The organism is Chitinophaga sp. 180180018-3, from assembly GCF_037893185.1.
Classification (GTDB): domain Bacteria; phylum Bacteroidota; class Bacteroidia; order Chitinophagales; family Chitinophagaceae; genus Chitinophaga.
Genome location: NZ_CP140772.1, coordinates 2,972,497 through 2,990,072, shown reverse-complemented (window position 1 = coordinate 2,990,072; position 17,576 = coordinate 2,972,497). Strand labels below are relative to the sequence as shown.

At 46.0% G+C, this 17,576-nt stretch carries 13 protein-coding genes; 10 read left to right on the top strand and 3 right to left on the bottom strand.

What is annotated here, in order from left to right:
- Window positions 1–72: 72 nt before the first annotated feature.
- Window positions 73–1,365, bottom strand: coding sequence for a TlpA disulfide reductase family protein (locus tag UNH61_RS11680; RefSeq protein WP_339071054.1), 1,293 nt, complete (start codon window positions 1,363–1,365; stop codon window positions 73–75).
- A gap of 248 nt (window positions 1,366–1,613) precedes the next feature.
- On the opposite strand from UNH61_RS11680, the gene UNH61_RS11675 reads away from it, so the two are divergent.
- The 10 genes from UNH61_RS11675 (at window position 1,614) to UNH61_RS11630 (ending at window position 15,088) form a co-directional block, all read left to right on the top strand.
- Window positions 1,614–2,291 carry a DUF1269 domain-containing protein gene (locus tag UNH61_RS11675; protein ID WP_339071053.1) on the top strand — a complete coding sequence of 226 codons (678 nt, stop codon included), beginning with the start codon at window positions 1,614–1,616 and terminating at the stop codon, window positions 2,289–2,291.
- A gap of 126 nt (window positions 2,292–2,417) precedes the next feature.
- Window positions 2,418–4,238, top strand: coding sequence for a glycoside hydrolase domain-containing protein (locus UNH61_RS11670; protein ID WP_339071051.1), 1,821 nt, complete (start codon window positions 2,418–2,420; stop codon window positions 4,236–4,238).
- Between the two features lie 108 nt (window positions 4,239–4,346).
- A complete protein-coding gene (locus tag UNH61_RS11665) occupies window positions 4,347–4,649 on the top strand; it encodes a hypothetical protein (RefSeq protein ID WP_339071049.1) in 303 nt (100 codons plus the stop codon).
- 87 nt (window positions 4,650–4,736) lie between these two features.
- Window positions 4,737–6,908: a TonB-dependent receptor gene (locus tag UNH61_RS11660; protein WP_339071048.1), complete on the top strand. Its 2,172-nt coding sequence runs from the start codon at window positions 4,737–4,739 to the stop codon at window positions 6,906–6,908.
- Window positions 6,909–7,012: 104 nt separating this feature from the next.
- Window positions 7,013–7,471 (top strand): GNAT family N-acetyltransferase, encoded by a 459-nt coding sequence (locus UNH61_RS11655; RefSeq protein WP_339071047.1) that lies wholly within the window; start codon window positions 7,013–7,015, stop codon window positions 7,469–7,471.
- A 53-nt stretch (window positions 7,472–7,524) separates the two neighbouring features.
- Entirely contained in the window at window positions 7,525–8,160 is a 636-nt protein-coding gene (locus tag UNH61_RS11650; protein ID WP_339071046.1) for an ATP-binding cassette domain-containing protein, read from the top strand.
- Entirely contained in the window at window positions 8,157–9,281 is a 1,125-nt protein-coding gene (locus tag UNH61_RS11645) for a hypothetical protein (protein WP_339071045.1), read from the top strand. The genes UNH61_RS11650 and UNH61_RS11645 overlap by 4 nt, the downstream gene beginning before the upstream one ends.
- 274 nt (window positions 9,282–9,555) lie before the next feature.
- A complete protein-coding gene (locus UNH61_RS11640; protein ID WP_339071044.1) occupies window positions 9,556–9,807 on the top strand; it encodes a hypothetical protein in 252 nt (83 codons plus the stop codon).
- A gap of 575 nt (window positions 9,808–10,382) precedes the next feature.
- Window positions 10,383–10,604 (top strand): hypothetical protein, encoded by a 222-nt coding sequence (locus UNH61_RS11635; protein WP_339071043.1) that lies wholly within the window; start codon window positions 10,383–10,385, stop codon window positions 10,602–10,604.
- Window positions 10,605–10,999: 395 nt separating this feature from the next.
- Window positions 11,000–15,088 carry a two-component regulator propeller domain-containing protein gene (locus UNH61_RS11630; protein ID WP_339071041.1) on the top strand — a complete coding sequence of 1,363 codons (4,089 nt, stop codon included), beginning with the start codon at window positions 11,000–11,002 and terminating at the stop codon, window positions 15,086–15,088.
- 77 nt (window positions 15,089–15,165) lie between these two features.
- Here the strand turns inward: UNH61_RS11630 and UNH61_RS11625 are convergent, their stop codons facing one another.
- Window positions 15,166–16,629: a cellulase family glycosylhydrolase gene (locus UNH61_RS11625; RefSeq protein ID WP_339071040.1), complete on the bottom strand. Its 1,464-nt coding sequence runs from the start codon at window positions 16,627–16,629 to the stop codon at window positions 15,166–15,168.
- Window positions 16,630–16,707: 78 nt separating this feature from the next.
- Window positions 16,708–17,568 carry a hypothetical protein gene (locus UNH61_RS11620; RefSeq protein ID WP_339071038.1) on the bottom strand — a complete coding sequence of 287 codons (861 nt, stop codon included), beginning with the start codon at window positions 17,566–17,568 and terminating at the stop codon, window positions 16,708–16,710.
- Between the last annotated feature and the right edge of the window lie 8 nt (window positions 17,569–17,576).

The following is a 17,576-nucleotide window of genomic DNA, read 5'->3' as shown; positions in this document are numbered from 1 at the left end:
TCACTGTAAAGCGGGGTATCAATAGAAAAAATCCCGGGTAAAGGTCCGGGATTTTTTCCATTATAACAGCTGTTATTTTGAAGCATCCTTATACCATTCACGTACCTGCTTCATGTCCGGGAAAACGCCCTTATCAAGTGACTCCTTTACATTACCCGCAACACCGGCAAGCTTCGCCTGTTTTGGATCTTTCTTCATGGCATCCGCAGTACTGGCTATCACAGTTTTAGCGCCGTTCTTATCATTGTCCCACAGCATTTCAGCAACTGTCATTGCCAGTTGAAGGTTTCCGGGTTTCAGGTTTAATGCTTTCCGGCCAGCTTTTAACATGGCCGCTTCCGCCTCCGTACCTTTCTTAGCTTCAGGGAGGTACTTATTCAGCATAGCGAGGGTAGACAGGGTTTTTACATCCGCAGAAGCTGTTGTTGCCTTGTTAATCATTGCCGCAGCGCTTTTATAATCATTCTGCTCTACAAAAATGCGGTAACGTGTAAATATAGTGCTTACATCATCCGGCTTCTTCTCCAGGTCGGCGCCGGTGAGTGCCATCAGGGTATTATAATCTTTGGCCGTTGCCAGTGCGTCGTAATACATTGGTTTACCTACTTTCGGATGACTGACAGACAACTCCTTTGCAAATGCTATGGCCTCCGCATTTTTACCCTGTTTTTGCAGCAGCGTCATTTTCGAATAAAAGCCCATATCAGCATGTGGATTTGCCTTAATGAATGTTTCAATCCTGGTACCGGCTTCATCATATTTTGCCATTTGTATCAGGGAATCAATCTGGCCAATCTCTCCTAAAGGGCTTACTGCTTTAGCTGCTGCAATGGTAAATTTCCGGTCTACCAGCATCTGGAAAGCGGCTTCACTGAATTCAGCCGGATGCGCCGTCCAAACCACTTTGTTATCCTGGATAACAAATGCATGCGGGATACCTCTTACACCGGCCGGCTCGAGCCATTTCTTATTAAAATCGCCATCCTCGCCTCCACCAAATGCCACACGGTAGCTCATCCCGTCGCCCTGCTCCTTCACAAATTTTTCAACCTCCGCCTTATCATCTTCAAAAACATCCTGGCCAACAACGACAATTTTCCCTGCAAACTTCTTTGCCAGGTCGTTCAGATGAGGAATATTTCCTACGCATGGTCCGCACCAGGTAGCCCAGCATTCCACTACATAAATTTTATCCTTTTCAAATTTAGTAACCGGGGCGCCCTTGATCCATTGAACGCCTGGGTAATTGGATACTTCACTGCCGACGCCGAAGGAAGGGGCATTCGTTTTTGGGTTGCTATCCTGCGACAAACAGGAGGTTGCATACAGCAACAGGCCGCTTGCGGCCGAAAGTGCTCTTTTCATTTGCTAATGTTTAATGGTTGGTTGGTAATAGTTAAATTAAAAATAAATATAAATGCTTAAATCATCAAGCAGGCTGGATAAATGGCAGGCTGACTATATAACCGGTTTTACAACGGGATCCATCTGGTATGGATACCTGATAAATAATAATTCCTTTACAATCGCCGCTGATGCTTTATCCGGAAAGTTAAACTATATTTAATCAGGTTCCTTTCGTTACTATTTCAATCAATTAAACATTTTAGTTTATGGAAAAGATTATCCAGTTTCTTACCACCGACGAGAACAATGCTTATAAAGTAGTGGACACCCTTCAAAACCTCAATGCCAAAGGAGATGTAGATGTTGCAGAAATATTTGTATTACAGAAAGACGCCAATGGCAACACTTCCGTTAAAGACAGCAAAGGCGCAGACGCTTCCAACACGCTGTATGGTAGTCTTTTCGGAGGCCTCATTGGCTTGCTGGCGGGGCCGGTTGGTTTCCTGTTTGGAACATCTCTCGGCGCACTGGTAGGCTCTGCTGCCGATTGGGACGATGAAGATTTTCAGCAGGCTTATCTTCATGAAATTTCAAAAACAATGGAGAACGGCCAAAATGTAGTAGTAGCGCACGTAAACGAAGAATGGGAAGCTGCCATTAATACCAGTCTGTCGGGCATTGCAGAAATTAAGCGTTACAGCGTAGAGGAGGAATTAGAAAAGCTGTACGCCAAACAGGAACAGGAATTACAGGCAAAAATTGATGCTAAAAAGGCGGAATGGAACCAGGCTGCAGATGACAAAAAGAAGGAGGCACAGTCTGAAATAGACAAACTGGAGAAACAATTAAAACGCCTGCAGAATCAGGCACAGAAGAGCATTACAGCTCAGAAAAATGCTTATAAAAACTGGCTGCATAAAATAAAAGAGCAAATAAAAAGCTAATCAGCTATTGTTGCAGCGCACATAAAGTATTCACCACAAGCCCCCTTCCGGGGGCTTCTTCTTTTCAGCTGGCATTAACCACATAAATCATCTATATTTGCCGGTAACACAGTAAGCACTGTGACCATGATCAACCTTATATTCAACGTTATGGAGAACAATGAAAAAACTGCTATTACCACGCTGGATGGTAATACTGCCCTCATTCAGGGAAAGAAAAAGTACCGCATTCCTTTCATGAACCTACATTGTATTTTGGCCGTTGGCTTATTGCTCAACACGGCGGTATCTTCTGCCCAGGATGTAAGCCTGGCCCAGCAAAGAGATCCGGTTATGACGCCCGCTGAAAAAAATGCTCAGTGGCAGGCGCTGAAAAACGGCGTAGGTGTTGGCTTCCTGAACAGCAACAGGCATTATGCACCCGATCGTGTTCCGGAAGAAAATCCGATGAGTACAATAACGCTCGTAGCCTGGAAGAACGAAAAGATCCATACCCAGCTTGGTGTATGGGCTACGAAAGACGTACCTGTGGAAGCAATTGCCGGTACGCTGAAATCCACAGGCGGGGCGGTAATTCCTCCTGAAAATGTCCAGATCGGGCTCGTAAACTACGTAAGAACCGGCGATCGCAGCTACGGCTGCGGACAGATCCAGCAAAACGACCCGGACTCGTCGCTGGTGGAAGACATCATTGACATGCAGCATCACCAGGGCCAGCTGAAACCACAACAGGTGCAACCTTTCTGGATCAGCATCACTATTCCCGCAAACGCGCAGGCAGGTAACTATGCGGGCACCATCTCTGTAAAAGCCGGTAAAACTTATCAGCTAAAACTCATCGTTAAAGTACTGGATAAGGTGCTGCCCCCTCCTTCCCAATGGGCTTTTCAGCTCGATCTGTGGCAACATCCGGCTGCGGTGGCGCGGGTACATCAGGTACCACTCTGGAGCGATGCTCACTTTAACCTGATGCGCGGGTATTATACCATGCTGGCAAAAGCCGGCCAGAAATGTATCACCGCAGGCATTGTGAATGAGCCCTGGGGGCATCAGACCTACGATGATTATCCCAGCCTTATCAAATGGACCAGAAAGAAAGACGGCAGCTGGCAGTACGACTATAGCCTGTTCGATCAATACATCAGCTTTGTCATGGGCACAGGCATTGATCAGCGCATCAATTGCTACAGTATGGTGCCGTGGAAAGTGGCATTTCAATATTACGACGAAGGCCTCGGCCGCGATACCGTGTTTACCGGCAAGATCGGCTCCGACGAATACAATGCCTTCTGGACACCTATGCTGAAAGATTTCACCCGCCATCTGAAAGCCAAAGGCTGGTTTGCAAAAACAACCATCGCCATGGATGAGCGCCCCATGGATGCCATGAAAGCCGTTATTAAATTGCTGAAGGGAATCGACAAAGACTGGAAGATAGCCCTGGCCGGAGAATATCACGCCGACATTGAGAAAGATATTGATGACTATTGTTTAGCATCTGTACATAAATTTCCGGCAGATGTATTACCGCAAAGAACACAGCAGGGAAAAACCAGCACCTGGTATACCTGTTGCGTAGAAAAATATCCCAACGGCTTTACGTTTTCACCACCTGCGGAGCATGTTTGGATGGGCTGGTATACAGCAGCTCAGCACATGGACGGATACCTGCGCTGGGCTTACAACAGCTGGACAGCCAATCCGCTCACAGACAGCCGTAATCACAAGTTCCCTGCAGGAGATACCTACCAGGTTTATCCCGGACCGATGAGTTCCATCCGCTTTGAGAAACTGATAGAAGGAATACAGGATTTTGAAAAAATCCGCGTGCTTAGAAAAGCGTACCAGGAACAAGGCAACAACGGGAAGTTAACGCAGCTGGAAAATGCCCTGAAAGTATTTGAAATTAAAGCCCTGGAGCGGGATCGGCGGAAGAGATGGTATTGAAAGTGAAACCGCTTATTAATCAATGACGGCAATAAATTCGACCGGATTCGTTGATTGATTTTTTGAAAGACATTGCAGGTTAATGATGGTGTTTGTATATTTGCTTCTATGAGATGGTTGATGATATTATTGTCGTTGTATGTACTGACTTTGTCGGCCATTCCCTGCTGCGGAGATGATCAATGTTGCGAGGAAATGGCCGGCAAGGAAACTCATCATAACCACCACAGGCAGGAACTTCCCTGCAGTCCTTTTTTTTCCTGTAATACCTGCCACGGAGTGGTGGTTCCTGACTTTACCCCCGGTCTGAGTGCCCGGGTGATTATTCTCAGCAGTTTCTCCTTTAATTACATTGCCTGCTCCCTCCCTGGATTCACGGCTTCCGTGTGGCAACCTCCCCGGTTAGCATAAGTACTTATCATGATTAAAGAAATAGATTTGCCCGCCTTTTGTGCAGGCAGATAAGGCATTGCTATCAGACAAATATTAAACATCAGGATGAAGCGTATTTTAACCATTATGCTCCTGCTGGGCTTTGCCCAGCAGGCAGGAGCTCAGCATACCCTCACGGCCGTTATAAAAGATGCGGATACGAAAGAGCCATTGCCTGGCGCAACGGCTTTGCTGGCTGGCACCAGCAATGGCGCACAGTCGAACGAAAAAGGGATAGTCAGCATAAAAGACATTCCATCCGGAAAGCAGGTGATTATTTTCCGGTTTATGGGCTACCAGGAAAAAACTGACACGATCGTTTTTCCGCAGCAGGAAGCGCTGCTAACCATATCGCTGGAAAGAGCAGGCAGGGAAATAGAAGAAGTAATGATATCTTCTACCCGTAGTAATCGCAGCATAAAGGATATCCCTACCCGCGTTGAATTTATAAATGGGGAAGAGCTGGAAGAAAAGGGAAACATGAAGCCCGGAGATATCCGTATGATGCTGAATGAAAGCACCGGCATCCAAACGCAACAGGTATCGGCCACGTCAGCGAACTCCAGTATCCGGATTCAGGGACTGGACGGACGCTATACACAGATCCTTAAAGATGGATTTCCGTTGTATGCCGGCTTTTCCGGCGGTCTTGGCCTGTTGCAGACGCCTCCGATGGACTTGAAACAGGTGGAAGTAATTAAAGGCTCATCTTCCACTTTATATGGTGGCGGGGCCATAGCGGGGTTGGTAAACCTGATTTCCAAAGTGCCAACAGAAAACCGGGAACTCAGATTCCTGGTCAATGGTACATCGGCAGGCGGACTTGATCTGAGCGGATATTACGGACAGCGATTTGAGAAAGTTGGTGTGACCGTTTTTGCCTCGCGCAACAGCAACCGGGCATATGATCCTTCCAATACCGGGTTTACCGCCATTCCAAAATTTGAGCGGTATGTGCTCAATCCCAGGCTGTTCCTGTATTTCAACGCCAATACTAAATTAAATGCAGGCATCAGTTTCACGACAGAAGATCGTACAGGCGGGGATATTTTATATATCAGGGGACAGGGAAATGATGTGCACAGTTATTTTGAGAAGAATAACAGCCAGCGGGTATCTACGCAATTGGCCTTCGAGCATCAATTCACTGATAACAGCAGTGTGGCTGTAAAAAATTCCATCAACAACTTCAACCGCACCATACGTATTCCCGGCTATGTATTTGACGGCAAACAATGGTCGTCTTATACAGAAGCAACTTACCACCATAGCCGGGAGCGTCTGGAATGGGTAATGGGGCTGAATGTTTATACTGATAATTTCAGGGAGACACCAACCGACACCGTACCCAGGCGCAACTACGATCAGCGTACTATGGGTGCGTTTATACAGAATACCTGGAAGACCAGTAACTGGCTGCAACTGGAAACGGGGCTCAGGGGCGATTATGTAGCGGATTACGGACTGGTGCTGTTGCCGCGGCTCTCTGCCTTGTTTAAGATATCGCCGAAAGTATCGTCCCGCATCGGCGGAGGCCTCGGTTACAAAACACCGACTATATTTACGGAAGAAACGGAGCGGATTCAATACCAGGGTGTGCTTCCCGTTAGCAGTGATGCTAATAAACTGGAGCGATCGTATGGCGCCAATGTTGATGTAAATTATCATACCTCCTTCTTTGACGATAAATTCAGCTTCAGCTTTAACCAGTTGTTTTTCTACACCCGTATCAACGATCCGCTACTGTTGACAAATGCAGCTGCACATCTATTCCGACTGGAGAATGCAGCTGGTTATATTAAAACCAGGGGCTGGGAAACCAATGTAAAAATAGGATACGGCGACTTCAAACTATATCTTGGCTATACCTTTACAGATGCGCAACTGAATAATAACGGCAGGGTCATGGAAAACCCATTGACTGCCCGTCACCGGTTGAACAATGTACTGATGTACGAAAAAGAGGAGAAATGGAAAGTGGGACTGGAAGCCTACTACTACAGCCAGCAGGCACTGAACGATGGCAGTACCGGCAAACCGTACTGGATATGTGGATTTATGGCGGAAAAGCTATGGGAGCGGTTTTCCTTGTTTGTCAACTTCGAAAACATGCTGGATACCCGGCAAACCAGGTTCGACACCATCTATACCGGCACTGTCACGCATCCGGTGTTCCGGGATATATATGCTCCGCTGGATGGCTTTGTTGTTAATGGTGGACTGAAATTAAAACTATAGAACGACAAGCAGGGTTGTAAGTTTTCTCTTACAACCCTGCTTTAACTTTTTCTACACTTAAATAGCTTTAATTTGCAGATATAATATTGCCTGAAATATGCTGTATGACCCAACATATAAAATACATTCCCGCTGAAATTAGTGATGCTGACCCGCTCACCCAAATAGCTTTCCATTCCAAACGCTACTGGGATTACCCGGAAGAGTGGATACAACTCTGGACAGAGGATCTTACGATCACTCCTGAATATATCAGTAAGAACCAGGTTATTAAGATTATCAATGAAGATATACTGGCGGGCTTCTATGCGCTTGAATACAAAGAAAAACAACTGTACATCGGTTACTTTTGGATGTTGCCTGAATTTATTGGAAAGGGTTTAGGGAAGGAAGCATTTACTGACCTCCGGAACCGTTGCCTGGCCATGAATGAACCCATAGTGGACGTTGAGTCAGATCCTAATGCCGAAGGCTTTTATATAAAAATGGGCGCTGAAAAAGTACGGAGTATCAGCACCCGGATTGAAGGCAGGCACCTGAATGTGTTTCGATTCAGGTTTTAGTCTTTAGTAAAATACGAAAAGCTATATACCGGAGATATGTTATATTACAATTCATGCTGCATATCAAACAATTCAAAAAATACTATCATCACCGGTTAATACTCTCCGTTGATGATCTCGATATCAATCCCGGTATTTATTGGGTAAAAGGTGCAAACGGCTCCGGCAAAAGCACGCTGTTAAAATCCCTTGCCGGACTGCTTCACTTCGAAGGCCAGATAGTACTCAACAACACTTTGTCGCTAAAGCAGCAAACAAAGGCATACCGTGGTTTGGTTAACTTCGCGGAGGCCGAGCCGGTGTTTCCTCCCTATCTTACCGGGCAGGATATGGTGGCCCTCTTTACAGCAGCAAAAAAAGGTAATGCCTCTCAGGCCGGGAGTTATATAGATAGCATGCAAATGCAGGACTACATCCATGATCCGATCCATACCTACTCCAGCGGTATGCTCAAAAAGCTCTCATTGGTACTTGCGTTTACTGGTAACCCTCAACTCATATTGCTGGATGAACCGCTTATTACAATGGATGAAGCTTCATTGCAGATCCTGTACAACTGGATACAGGAAAGCCACAGGCAGGGCGTGAGTTTTCTGCTATCGTCGCACCAGCCTCCTGAAGGAGAGATTGTACGTACCAGCGCCACCCTGTTGGTGGCTTCGCAAACGCTCAAACTGGTACATGCATGAAACAGCCTCTTACCATTGTACTGACGCGTATATTTTCCCGGGGCTTTTTCAAGATACATGCCGGCCTGCTACTCTTCCTTTTTGTAACCTTTGTGAGCTATGCCTTTTTCATTAATACTGCCGGCGATGTACGGGCGGAATTCCTTTCCTACTTCCAGCAACTGATCACTATTACACTGATCAGTAATCCGTTTATCCTGTTGTTGTTTTTCATCGTCTGCCTGATATACAATATCAAAAGCTGGCAATATGTTATGCTGCAATTAGCGGCTGGTGAACAACAATTTATTTTTTACAGCGCCAATGCCATGCCGGTACGCAAACAATTCATCAGCTGGTTTTATGTGCAGCTGCTGATCAATGCACCGGCCTTTGTGTACGCTATATTTGCCTTGTGCATAGGCTGTATATGGCATCACTATTTGTTTCCCGTTATTATATTTCTTTATCTGTTGATATTGACAACCGCGGGGGCTGTTATTTATATACAACAATCCAACCGTTTTATCGATACCCCCTCTCCTTCTTCCTGGCTGCTTCGTTTTACGATGCAATGGCGGAAACCTTTATTCAGTCTCTTTATATACCACATCCTTGACAAGAAGAAAATTGTATATATCCTCACCAAGGTAGCAACAGCTATTATTATCGGCTCACATTTCTTTCATTTTCTTGAAGATATGCCACAGGATCTCCGCGTGGCCGGTTTGGCGATGCTCCTGATTGTAATGGCGCATGCCGTGCTGATTTTCCAGGAACAACAGTTCGAGCAATATTACCTCGGGTTCCTGCGCAACTTTCCGTATAGCCGGGCACGTATTTTTGTTTATTCGCTGCTTACACATGTTATACTGTTGCTGCCGGAACTGTCGTGGCTGCTCTTTTCGTTCCGGTTTCCCAACAGCATCCTGCTCTTCCTTTCCGCACTCGGTTATACGCAGTTGCTACGTAGTATTTGCTATTATTACGGCGATCATATGCGCAAATACCTGCTCACGGTATTCCTGTTGTTCGGAGGGTTGTTCTGGAGCATTATGTATAACGGTATTTACTGGTTGTTGCCGGTTTCTTTTGCAGCGGCTTACCTGCTCTTCTACCGACGATATTTTAAACAAGCTTAGTAAAGCTACAACACGTTCTGCATTGCGATATGCTATTTTCTCCAGATTAGCAGCAGGAAGACCGGTATTATCTAAACAGTGTCGATTGAACAAAATGAATAAGAAAAGCCGTATTGGATAAAATAAACAAATAGATTCTTCCTGCAAAGAAATAAATTCATCCGCTAATACCTCAATTTAGATTACGTCTTCTGCCTGAAACAGGTTACCCACTCAGCTGAAGTGGCACGCTGATTAATTTAGGTATATTTCTTAATCATCAAAATAAATATTTATGAAAACAACGGTAGGTCTCATCGAACCAGGCCAATACGGGTTCGATGAAATGAATATCGGGGAAATGGAAGCAGTTAACGGCGGAGGACTCATTACGGATATAGTTATTGATGTTGAGAAGACCACTATGTATATTAATACGTATACTATCTCCGTTCTCAACAATATGGTCGCATATTATCACAGTCAATGGGAAAATTTACTTACATATATATCTAATTTCTTATCGAGTAATTCACTAGGTGTGTAAACTCAAAAATCGGAGAGTCAGATAAATAATTAGATGCTCACCCTTTTATCAAAAACAGTTAAAAACTGATTGAGGATCATGCCCAGGCTTCTAATGGGCATGGTCCATTTTTTTGACGCTTCCTGTAAAGCCAGGTATACCGATTTAAGGACTGTAGGGAAACTAATTGCTGCATACATGGCGACTGGCCCAAATTACCAAGCGCTTCCCCCCGGGATTTGAGCAGCCATTTCGGAGAATGGGAGATGTTCTTCGACCGTGATAATACGTATGGTTCAGGGCTTATTCATTGATTTTATATTATAAAAAAACTATCAAAACGATGGGACGCGGATAATATTCTATTTGAGCTACATTCTTTTCGCAGTATCGATTGAACAAAATGAATAATAAAAGCCGTAATGGATAAAATAAATAAATAGATTTTCCCCGCAAAGAAATAAATTCATTGTTCAATTCATCCGACACAACCTCAATTCAGATTATGTCTGCTGCCTGAAACAAGTTACCCACCCAGCTGAAGTTGCACGCTGATTAACTCAGGCATATTTCTTAACCATAAAAAATCAACATTTATGAAAACAACAGTAAATCTCCTTGAACCAGGCCAATACGGGCTCGAAGAAATGAGTATCCGGGAAATGGAAACGGTTAACGGCGGAGAAACCATTGGATTGGAAGGGATAATTGCAACTTTAACTGGGTCTATTGAACAGGCGAAGTATCTTGCTGTAACCCTTATCAACTATTTGCACTTTTATATTGATGTGATATTTAAGAGTATTCACCCACTCTGAAAACCAGACACTAATCTACCACCCAATCTATAAATCGCGGTCTGAACGGCTTTCCGCTATTAATAGCCGCTCAGGCCTCTCCTACCGGAGTATTTTTTCCCGCACCTCAAAAATGCAGCCCCTCTTTTCTAATACACATATTAAAAAAACCTTGATTCATTTTAACATCCATACCCAATCCTATTATCATATATTGTCATAATTACAATTATTTCATAACCACCCTCAATACGACACAACAAGCCATAGTAGCCGATCTCTATAACTCCACCCTTCCCCAAACCCAACATTCCCACCCCCATCTATCATCTCAATACCGAATTTCCTTACCTTAGCCCCCATAGGCTGTCATCAGCACCTATACCATACAAACCAAATTCTAAGTTTAACACGTTATGATGCGCATTTTCCTCGTCATCGCGCTACTAGCGCTCCCTTTCCGGGTTTTTACCCAGGTTGCGCCCTACAACTTCTCCAAACTCGATATCTATTCAGGCTTATCTCATAACCAGGTAACCGCTATTCTCAAAGACGCAGCAGGGTATCTGTGGTTTGGCACCGTATCCGGCCTTAACCGGTACGATGGCTACACCTGTAAGATATTGCGCAACCGGCAAAACGACAGCACCTCGCTGGCCGACAACTACGTACTCTCCCTGTATGAGCTTCCGGACGAAAAGATCTGGGTGGTGACGAAAGGCGGCCCCTGCATTTATGATACCCGTACGGAACGCTTCAACGTCAGCTACAGTAATTATCTGCAATCACTCGGCCTGCCGAATGGAACAATGGCCAGCATCTCGAAAGGAAACAACCACCGTTACTGGTTTCTCTACGACAGCGGCCTCTTATTCGGCTATTCAGCCATAGAAAAAAAAGTCAGGCCGTTTGGAGCAACCAATCCCGCACAGAAAATTATTGCTGTCAGGGAAACAGGCAATGATAAATTATGGCTGCTATATCAGAACAACACACTACAGGAATACGATATTCCATCCGGTAAAACTACGTTTACCAGCACCGCGTTACAACAAGCCAAGGGTCAAAGCCCGGTCAACCTGTTCATCGACAGCGACGGCGACATCTGGCTGTGGAGCTTCACCAGCGGCGTGCTGCTTTTTCATCCACCGGACAACTCCGTCAGATCATTCAACGAAAATTCGTTCCCGGCCCGGCTGCAATCTAATCTTGTCAGCCAGGTAACGCAGGACAGTCATGGTACCATATGGATTGCCACGGATCATGGCGGCGTTACGCTGATCGATAAAAAGAAAGATTTCCACACCAGCTATCTGCTCAATGATCCTAAAAATCCTCAAAGCCTCAGTCAAAACAGCATCATTGCCTTATATAAAGACGACAACAGCATCATGTGGCTGGGTACCTATAAGCAGGGCGTGAATTATCTCAACAGCAATATTCAGCAGTTCCCTTATTATCGCCACCGGGAATCAGAAGCCAGCAGCCTTCCTTATGATGATGTAAACCGTTTTGTGGAAGACAAACAGGGCAATATCTGGATCGGCACCAACGGTGGCGGCCTGATTTACTTTGATAAGAAAAATAACACCTTCCGGCAATACCTGCACGATCCTGCCAATCCAAATAGTTTAAGCAATAATGTCATCGTAAGCATGTGGCTCGATCACCAGAACACACTCTGGATAGGCACTTATTACGGCGGCCTCAATAGCTTCGATGGCAAAAAGTTTACCCGCTACCGGCACAGCGATCAGGACACTGCTTCCCTGGCCGATGATAAGGTATGGGAGATATTTGAAGACAGGGAACAAAATCTTTGGATAGGCACCTGGGGAGCGGGGCTCGACCTGTTCGACAAACAAACCGGCCGGTTCCATCATTTCTACCGCAACCGCTCCGGCAACCAGTCGGCCAATTATATCTCCGCGCTGATCGACGACCAGAAAGGAAACCTATGGGTTGGCACTACGTACGGAGTCATGGTGTTCTCCCCCGATAAAAAGCCTGTTGCGACCTACCGGCATACTACCAGCCCCAAAAGCCTGAGCAATAACAATGTTATCTGCCTGCTGGAAGACAGCCAGCAACGAATATGGGTAGGCACCCATGAAGGATTGAATCTGCTCAACAGGCAGACCGGCGACTTCGGGCAGTTCACGATGGCGGACGGTCTTCCCGACAACATTGTACTCAATATACTCGAAGATAACTACCAACGTCTCTGGCTTTCCACACCCAACGGACTATGCAGCGCTACCCTGCATCAAAGGAACAACAACATGGCGCTGTCGGTGGTTAACTACGACGAAGCCAACAATCTTCAGAACCGCGAGTTCAACGATAATGCTGCACTCAAAACAAGCACCGGCGAGCTTATCTTCGGCGGCCCTTCGGGGTTTAACATCATCAATACCGACCACGCTGCCAAGCCCGTTAATCGCGCCAAACTGGTGCTCTCCGGCCTGCAAATACTGAACACCACTATAAAGCCCGGCGAAACAGTAAATGGCCGCGTTGTTTTAAAAGAGGCATTATCGAAACTGCAAAGCATCGATCTCAAATACAAAGAGAACGTTTTTTCTATCGAGTTTGCTTCACTCGACTACGGCCACAAAGCGCATCAGCGATATGCGTATATGCTGGAAGGATTTAATACCGACTGGTTGTATGCAGATGGCGACCAGCGAAAAGCTACTTACACCAACCTGGATCCGGGACATTATACCTTTAAGGTGAAAGCCCTCAATAGCGACGGTTCCTGGAGTGAGCCCAAATTGTTACACATCAACATAGCTCCCCCTTTCTGGCGCACACCTTTTGCTTTTGCCATCTATCTGCTTACAGCTGCCGGCCTCTTTCTGCTGGCAAGACGTATTACGCTCGACCGGATACACATGAAATATGAAGTAGAACACCAGCGCCGCGAAGCAGAAAGAGCACATAGCATAGAACAGATAAAAACAAAATTCTTTACCAACGTCAGTCATGAACTGCGTACACCACTCAGCCTGATCATTTCTCCGTTAGACAGCATCATCAAAAACACCCGTGACACCGATCAGCAAAAACAGCTGCACCTGGTGTTGCGCAATGCAAAAAGATTACTGAACCTCGTTAACCAGCTACTCGATTTCAGGAAGATGGAAGTACAGGCCATCAGGCTGCATCTGGCCATGGGCGATATTATACAATTCATCCGGGATATCAGTCGCTCGTTTACGGATATAGCAGAAAAGAAGAAAATAATTTTTAATTTCTCTTCCGGCGTTGATCATCTCGAAATATACTTCGACAAGGATAAGATGGAGAAGATCTTATTTAATCTGTTGTCGAATGCTTTCAAATACACACCAGACAATGGCACAGTGTATCTCCGGCTTGCATACCACGATGGTACCGAAAACGATGCCGCACTTACTATAGAAGTAGAAGATACCGGCATTGGTATTCCTGAAAACCAGCAGCAAAAAATATTTGAACGATTCTTTCAGACAGATGTACCGGTAGACATGGCTAACCAGGGCACCGGCATAGGACTGGCCATCACAAAGGAATTCGTGAAGTTACATCAGGGTATCATAACCGTAAAAAGCACACCGGGGGCCGGTACCTGTTTTACAGTACGGATTCCTGCGAAGAGGTTGTATGATCCTGTAACCCGCAGTACTACCCCGCTGGTGGCTGAAGAAGAAGCCGCGCAGATACTGTCGGAGGAAACCCGTAAGAACAGTAAACTCAAAACCATTTTAATAGTGGAAGATAATGAAGACCTTCGTTTTTATTTGAAAGACAACCTGAGAGGCCAGTATCATATCGAAGAAGCGGTCAACGGCAAAGAAGGCTGGGAAAAAGTAAAACTGCACAACCCCGATTTAGTGGTAAGCGACGTAATGATGCCGGTGGCAGATGGTATTGAGCTGGTAAAAAAAATCAGAACGGAAACACTTACGGCGCATATCCCTGTTATCCTGCTGACTGCCGTGGGTGATGAAGGCCGGCAGCTGCAGGCCTTTGCAGCCGGTGCGAACGATTATATTACCAAGCCTTTTACGTTTGAAATACTCGACTCCCGCATCAAAAACCTGCTGGCTCAACAGAAGCTGCTGCAAAAGAAATTCCAGAAGCAGATTGAAGTGAATCCTGCGGAGATAACCGTTACCTCAGTAGATGAAACATTCTTACAGGGTGCGCTCGACGTTATCGAAAAACAAATGGACGATCCTGATTTTTCCGTAGAAGATTTCAGCGCTGCCATGCATATGAACCGGGTAACACTGTATCGGAAAATACTGGCACTTACCGGCAAATCGCCCCTGGAATTCATCCGGAGCATCCGGCTGAAAAGGGCCGCCCAGCTGCTGGAAAAAAGCGGTATGACCATCGCGGAGATTGCTTATAAAGTGGGATTCAATAATCCCAAGCAATTCTCGAAATTTTTTAAGGAAGAATTTAAGGTGCTGCCTTCACAATATGTGGCGAGTAAGAAAGACGAAGACAGCTAATGCATGCAAAAAGGGTTGCCCGCAAAAATCGCAGCAGGCAACCCTGGCTTTACCATTATCAACATTAAAAACTCCTCTTAATTTAACCCAGACGCCATGGCATCCAGTGCCTGCCTGTCGAAAACAGTATTGCTATTCCTATCGATAATACCGGTGCCATAATTGCCCAATCCGCCTGCATCCCAGTAAAACGGCAATAATCCATTTGCTTTAGCCTGTTGCACGATGTATTTAAGATGATATGCGCGGGCAGCCAGGTGCAGTCGCAAATTATCGCCTGTCAGATTGGTACGCCTGATCGCTGCAAATTCGCCCAACACCACCGGGATACCTTTATCCACGAATGCAGTTTTCATGGCCTTGAACAGCCGGTCTATTTCTGCTTCTTCTCCCCAGGTTGGATTACGTGTTGGGTCTGTTAAAGAATGATAGTCTTTACCCCAATAGAAAAATTGTTTACCCCAGCTTTCATCCTGCGTCATCAACGCAAACTGGTACGGCGTATACGAATGCACTTCTACCATCATTTTATTGGGCACTTTATCCGCAGGCAGTTTGCTCATCAGCTGCACCGTTTTGTCGATGTTGGTGGATGGCCCCTGTACAATCAGCGTTCTGTAAGCATTTCGGCCGCCGGTAGAACGTACCGCGTCAACAAACGTTTGGTGATACGACAACAACACATCCATCTTTGTGGCATTGTCGACATTGGGCTCATTGGCACTCGCGAACATCAGGTGTTCATCAACATCACGCAGTGTGGTGGCAATCTGCTCCCAGAAAGCTTTCTGTTTGTCGTTGACGGAGTCTTTCTTTTCGGGCGTGCAATTGTTTTCCAGCCAGCCGCCATCCCAGTGAATATTGAGTATCACGTATACGTCGTTGCTAACGCAATACTGCACCACTTCTTTAACGCGATTCAGCCAGCTGTCCTGTATCTTAGCCGTTTTAGCATCGGCGTATTGATTCCAGGAACAGGGTATGCGGATGGCGTTAAAACCGTTTTGTTTAACGGCTTTGATAAGATCGTTGGTGATTTTAGGATTTCCCCAGGCGGTTTCTCCGCCGATGGCTTCCATCGTATTGCCGATATTCCAACCCAGCCCGATTTTAGCGGCGAGTTGTTGCGCGCTGCCTGTCATGCCGGTGGCGTCGGGTGGTAGTGGTGAAGTATTATAGCCCGGATACGATTTACTGCGACTGAACTGAACAATGGCCACCTGCTGAGGCGCGCCGTTGCTGGTAGCAATCTGCAAAGTGACGGAACGGTTGGTGAAGCCGGTATTTTCCCCGACGGTTAAATTCACCTGTGTGCTGCCGGCATCACCGGTTTGATTGCTTATCTGCAACCAGCCTGCCGAAGCACTTACAATTTTCCAGCTGGTATTGCTGTTGATGGTAAATCCGGAAGTTCCTCCATTGACGGCAAACGCCACCTGGGAGGAAGATAGGGATACTTTAGGAACATCTCTGTTATCCTTTTCGCAGGCAACAAGGGTAGTGATTACTACGGCAACCCATAAACGAAAAAGTGATTTCATACGTGGCATTTTTCAGTTTTCGAAAGATGAATAAAACTCAGTTACCTCATCAATTGGTACGCCGGCACAGGTATGTTCTTATTGCTTTGCCACGTAGTTATATACGAGCAGGCAGGGCCCTTCGCAGGATGTTCGCAGCACCGCCAGCTGCATCGATTTATCCGTCAGGGAAAACAACCTGATATTCCCCCATGCCGATACACAGGCGTCTCTGCCTGCATCATGAATGGGCGTGGCATCCGTAAGGCTTAGTTTTTTGGTATTGATATCCAGGTAAAAGGTACCGTTCTCCGTGCCCCTGGCAGGGATTTTGGCGTGCATCACCTTCACAAACGGACCACCTTTCAGGCTAAACGTCATGGTGCCATAATCACCCGATGGCATCAGCCAGGTATTGTCGGCATACTTTGGGGCCCAGGACCAGCAGTCGCCTCCTGTCTTCATACAATCACCTCCCCATCCATTATCAGTGCCATAAAAGAAAAGCGGACCATCGAAAACCGTTGCTTTGATATCCAGCACCCAGGTTTTTTCCTGGCCAACACCACCGGTTAAGGCATTCCACAGCGGATCATTCACGTAGTTAAGATTATCTTTCGTTACATGAATGGTAACGGAATCCAGTTGCACAATGCCGCCACCGGTTACGGCAGAACGTTTGATCACATAGTCGCCTTTGAAGGCAAAGTGAATGGTATCCGTGAGCCGGTTCGACCGGCCAGTGCCATAGTCCCAAACCGGGATAACCCCATTGGTATTGCTGATCAGGTAGATGGTATTGCCACCTGCATCTGTAGCCAGATCCTGCTTCACTTCCATGTTGATGGCCGATTTATCTGGCAACGCCGATAAACTGTAGTCTTTCTTTTTGCAGGCAGGTACAGCAGATATTATTATCAGCAGCAGTATTGCTGACTTTATGTATGATTGCTTAAACATAATTTTAT

Excerpts from the sequence above, each read along its gene's own strand:
- UNH61_RS11680 (WP_339071054.1), bottom strand. The coding sequence starts at position 1,365 with ATGAAAAGAGCACTTTCGGCCGCAAGCGGCCTGTTGCTGTATGCAACC.
- UNH61_RS11675 (WP_339071053.1), top strand. The coding sequence starts at position 1,614 with ATGGAAAAGATTATCCAGTTTCTTACCACCGACGAGAACAATGCTTAT.
- UNH61_RS11670 (WP_339071051.1), top strand. The coding sequence starts at position 2,418 with ATGATCAACCTTATATTCAACGTTATGGAGAACAATGAAAAAACTGCT.
- UNH61_RS11665 (WP_339071049.1), top strand. The coding sequence starts at position 4,347 with ATGAGATGGTTGATGATATTATTGTCGTTGTATGTACTGACTTTGTCG.
- UNH61_RS11660 (WP_339071048.1), top strand. The coding sequence starts at position 4,737 with ATGAAGCGTATTTTAACCATTATGCTCCTGCTGGGCTTTGCCCAGCAG.
- UNH61_RS11655 (WP_339071047.1), top strand. The coding sequence starts at position 7,013 with ATGACCCAACATATAAAATACATTCCCGCTGAAATTAGTGATGCTGAC.
- UNH61_RS11650 (WP_339071046.1), top strand. The coding sequence starts at position 7,525 with ATGCTGCATATCAAACAATTCAAAAAATACTATCATCACCGGTTAATA.
- UNH61_RS11645 (WP_339071045.1), top strand. The coding sequence starts at position 8,157 with ATGAAACAGCCTCTTACCATTGTACTGACGCGTATATTTTCCCGGGGC.
- UNH61_RS11640 (WP_339071044.1), top strand. The coding sequence starts at position 9,556 with ATGAAAACAACGGTAGGTCTCATCGAACCAGGCCAATACGGGTTCGAT.
- UNH61_RS11635 (WP_339071043.1), top strand. The coding sequence starts at position 10,383 with ATGAAAACAACAGTAAATCTCCTTGAACCAGGCCAATACGGGCTCGAA.
- UNH61_RS11630 (WP_339071041.1), top strand. The coding sequence starts at position 11,000 with ATGATGCGCATTTTCCTCGTCATCGCGCTACTAGCGCTCCCTTTCCGG.
- UNH61_RS11625 (WP_339071040.1), bottom strand. The coding sequence starts at position 16,629 with ATGAAATCACTTTTTCGTTTATGGGTTGCCGTAGTAATCACTACCCTT.
- UNH61_RS11620 (WP_339071038.1), bottom strand. The coding sequence starts at position 17,568 with ATGTTTAAGCAATCATACATAAAGTCAGCAATACTGCTGCTGATAATA.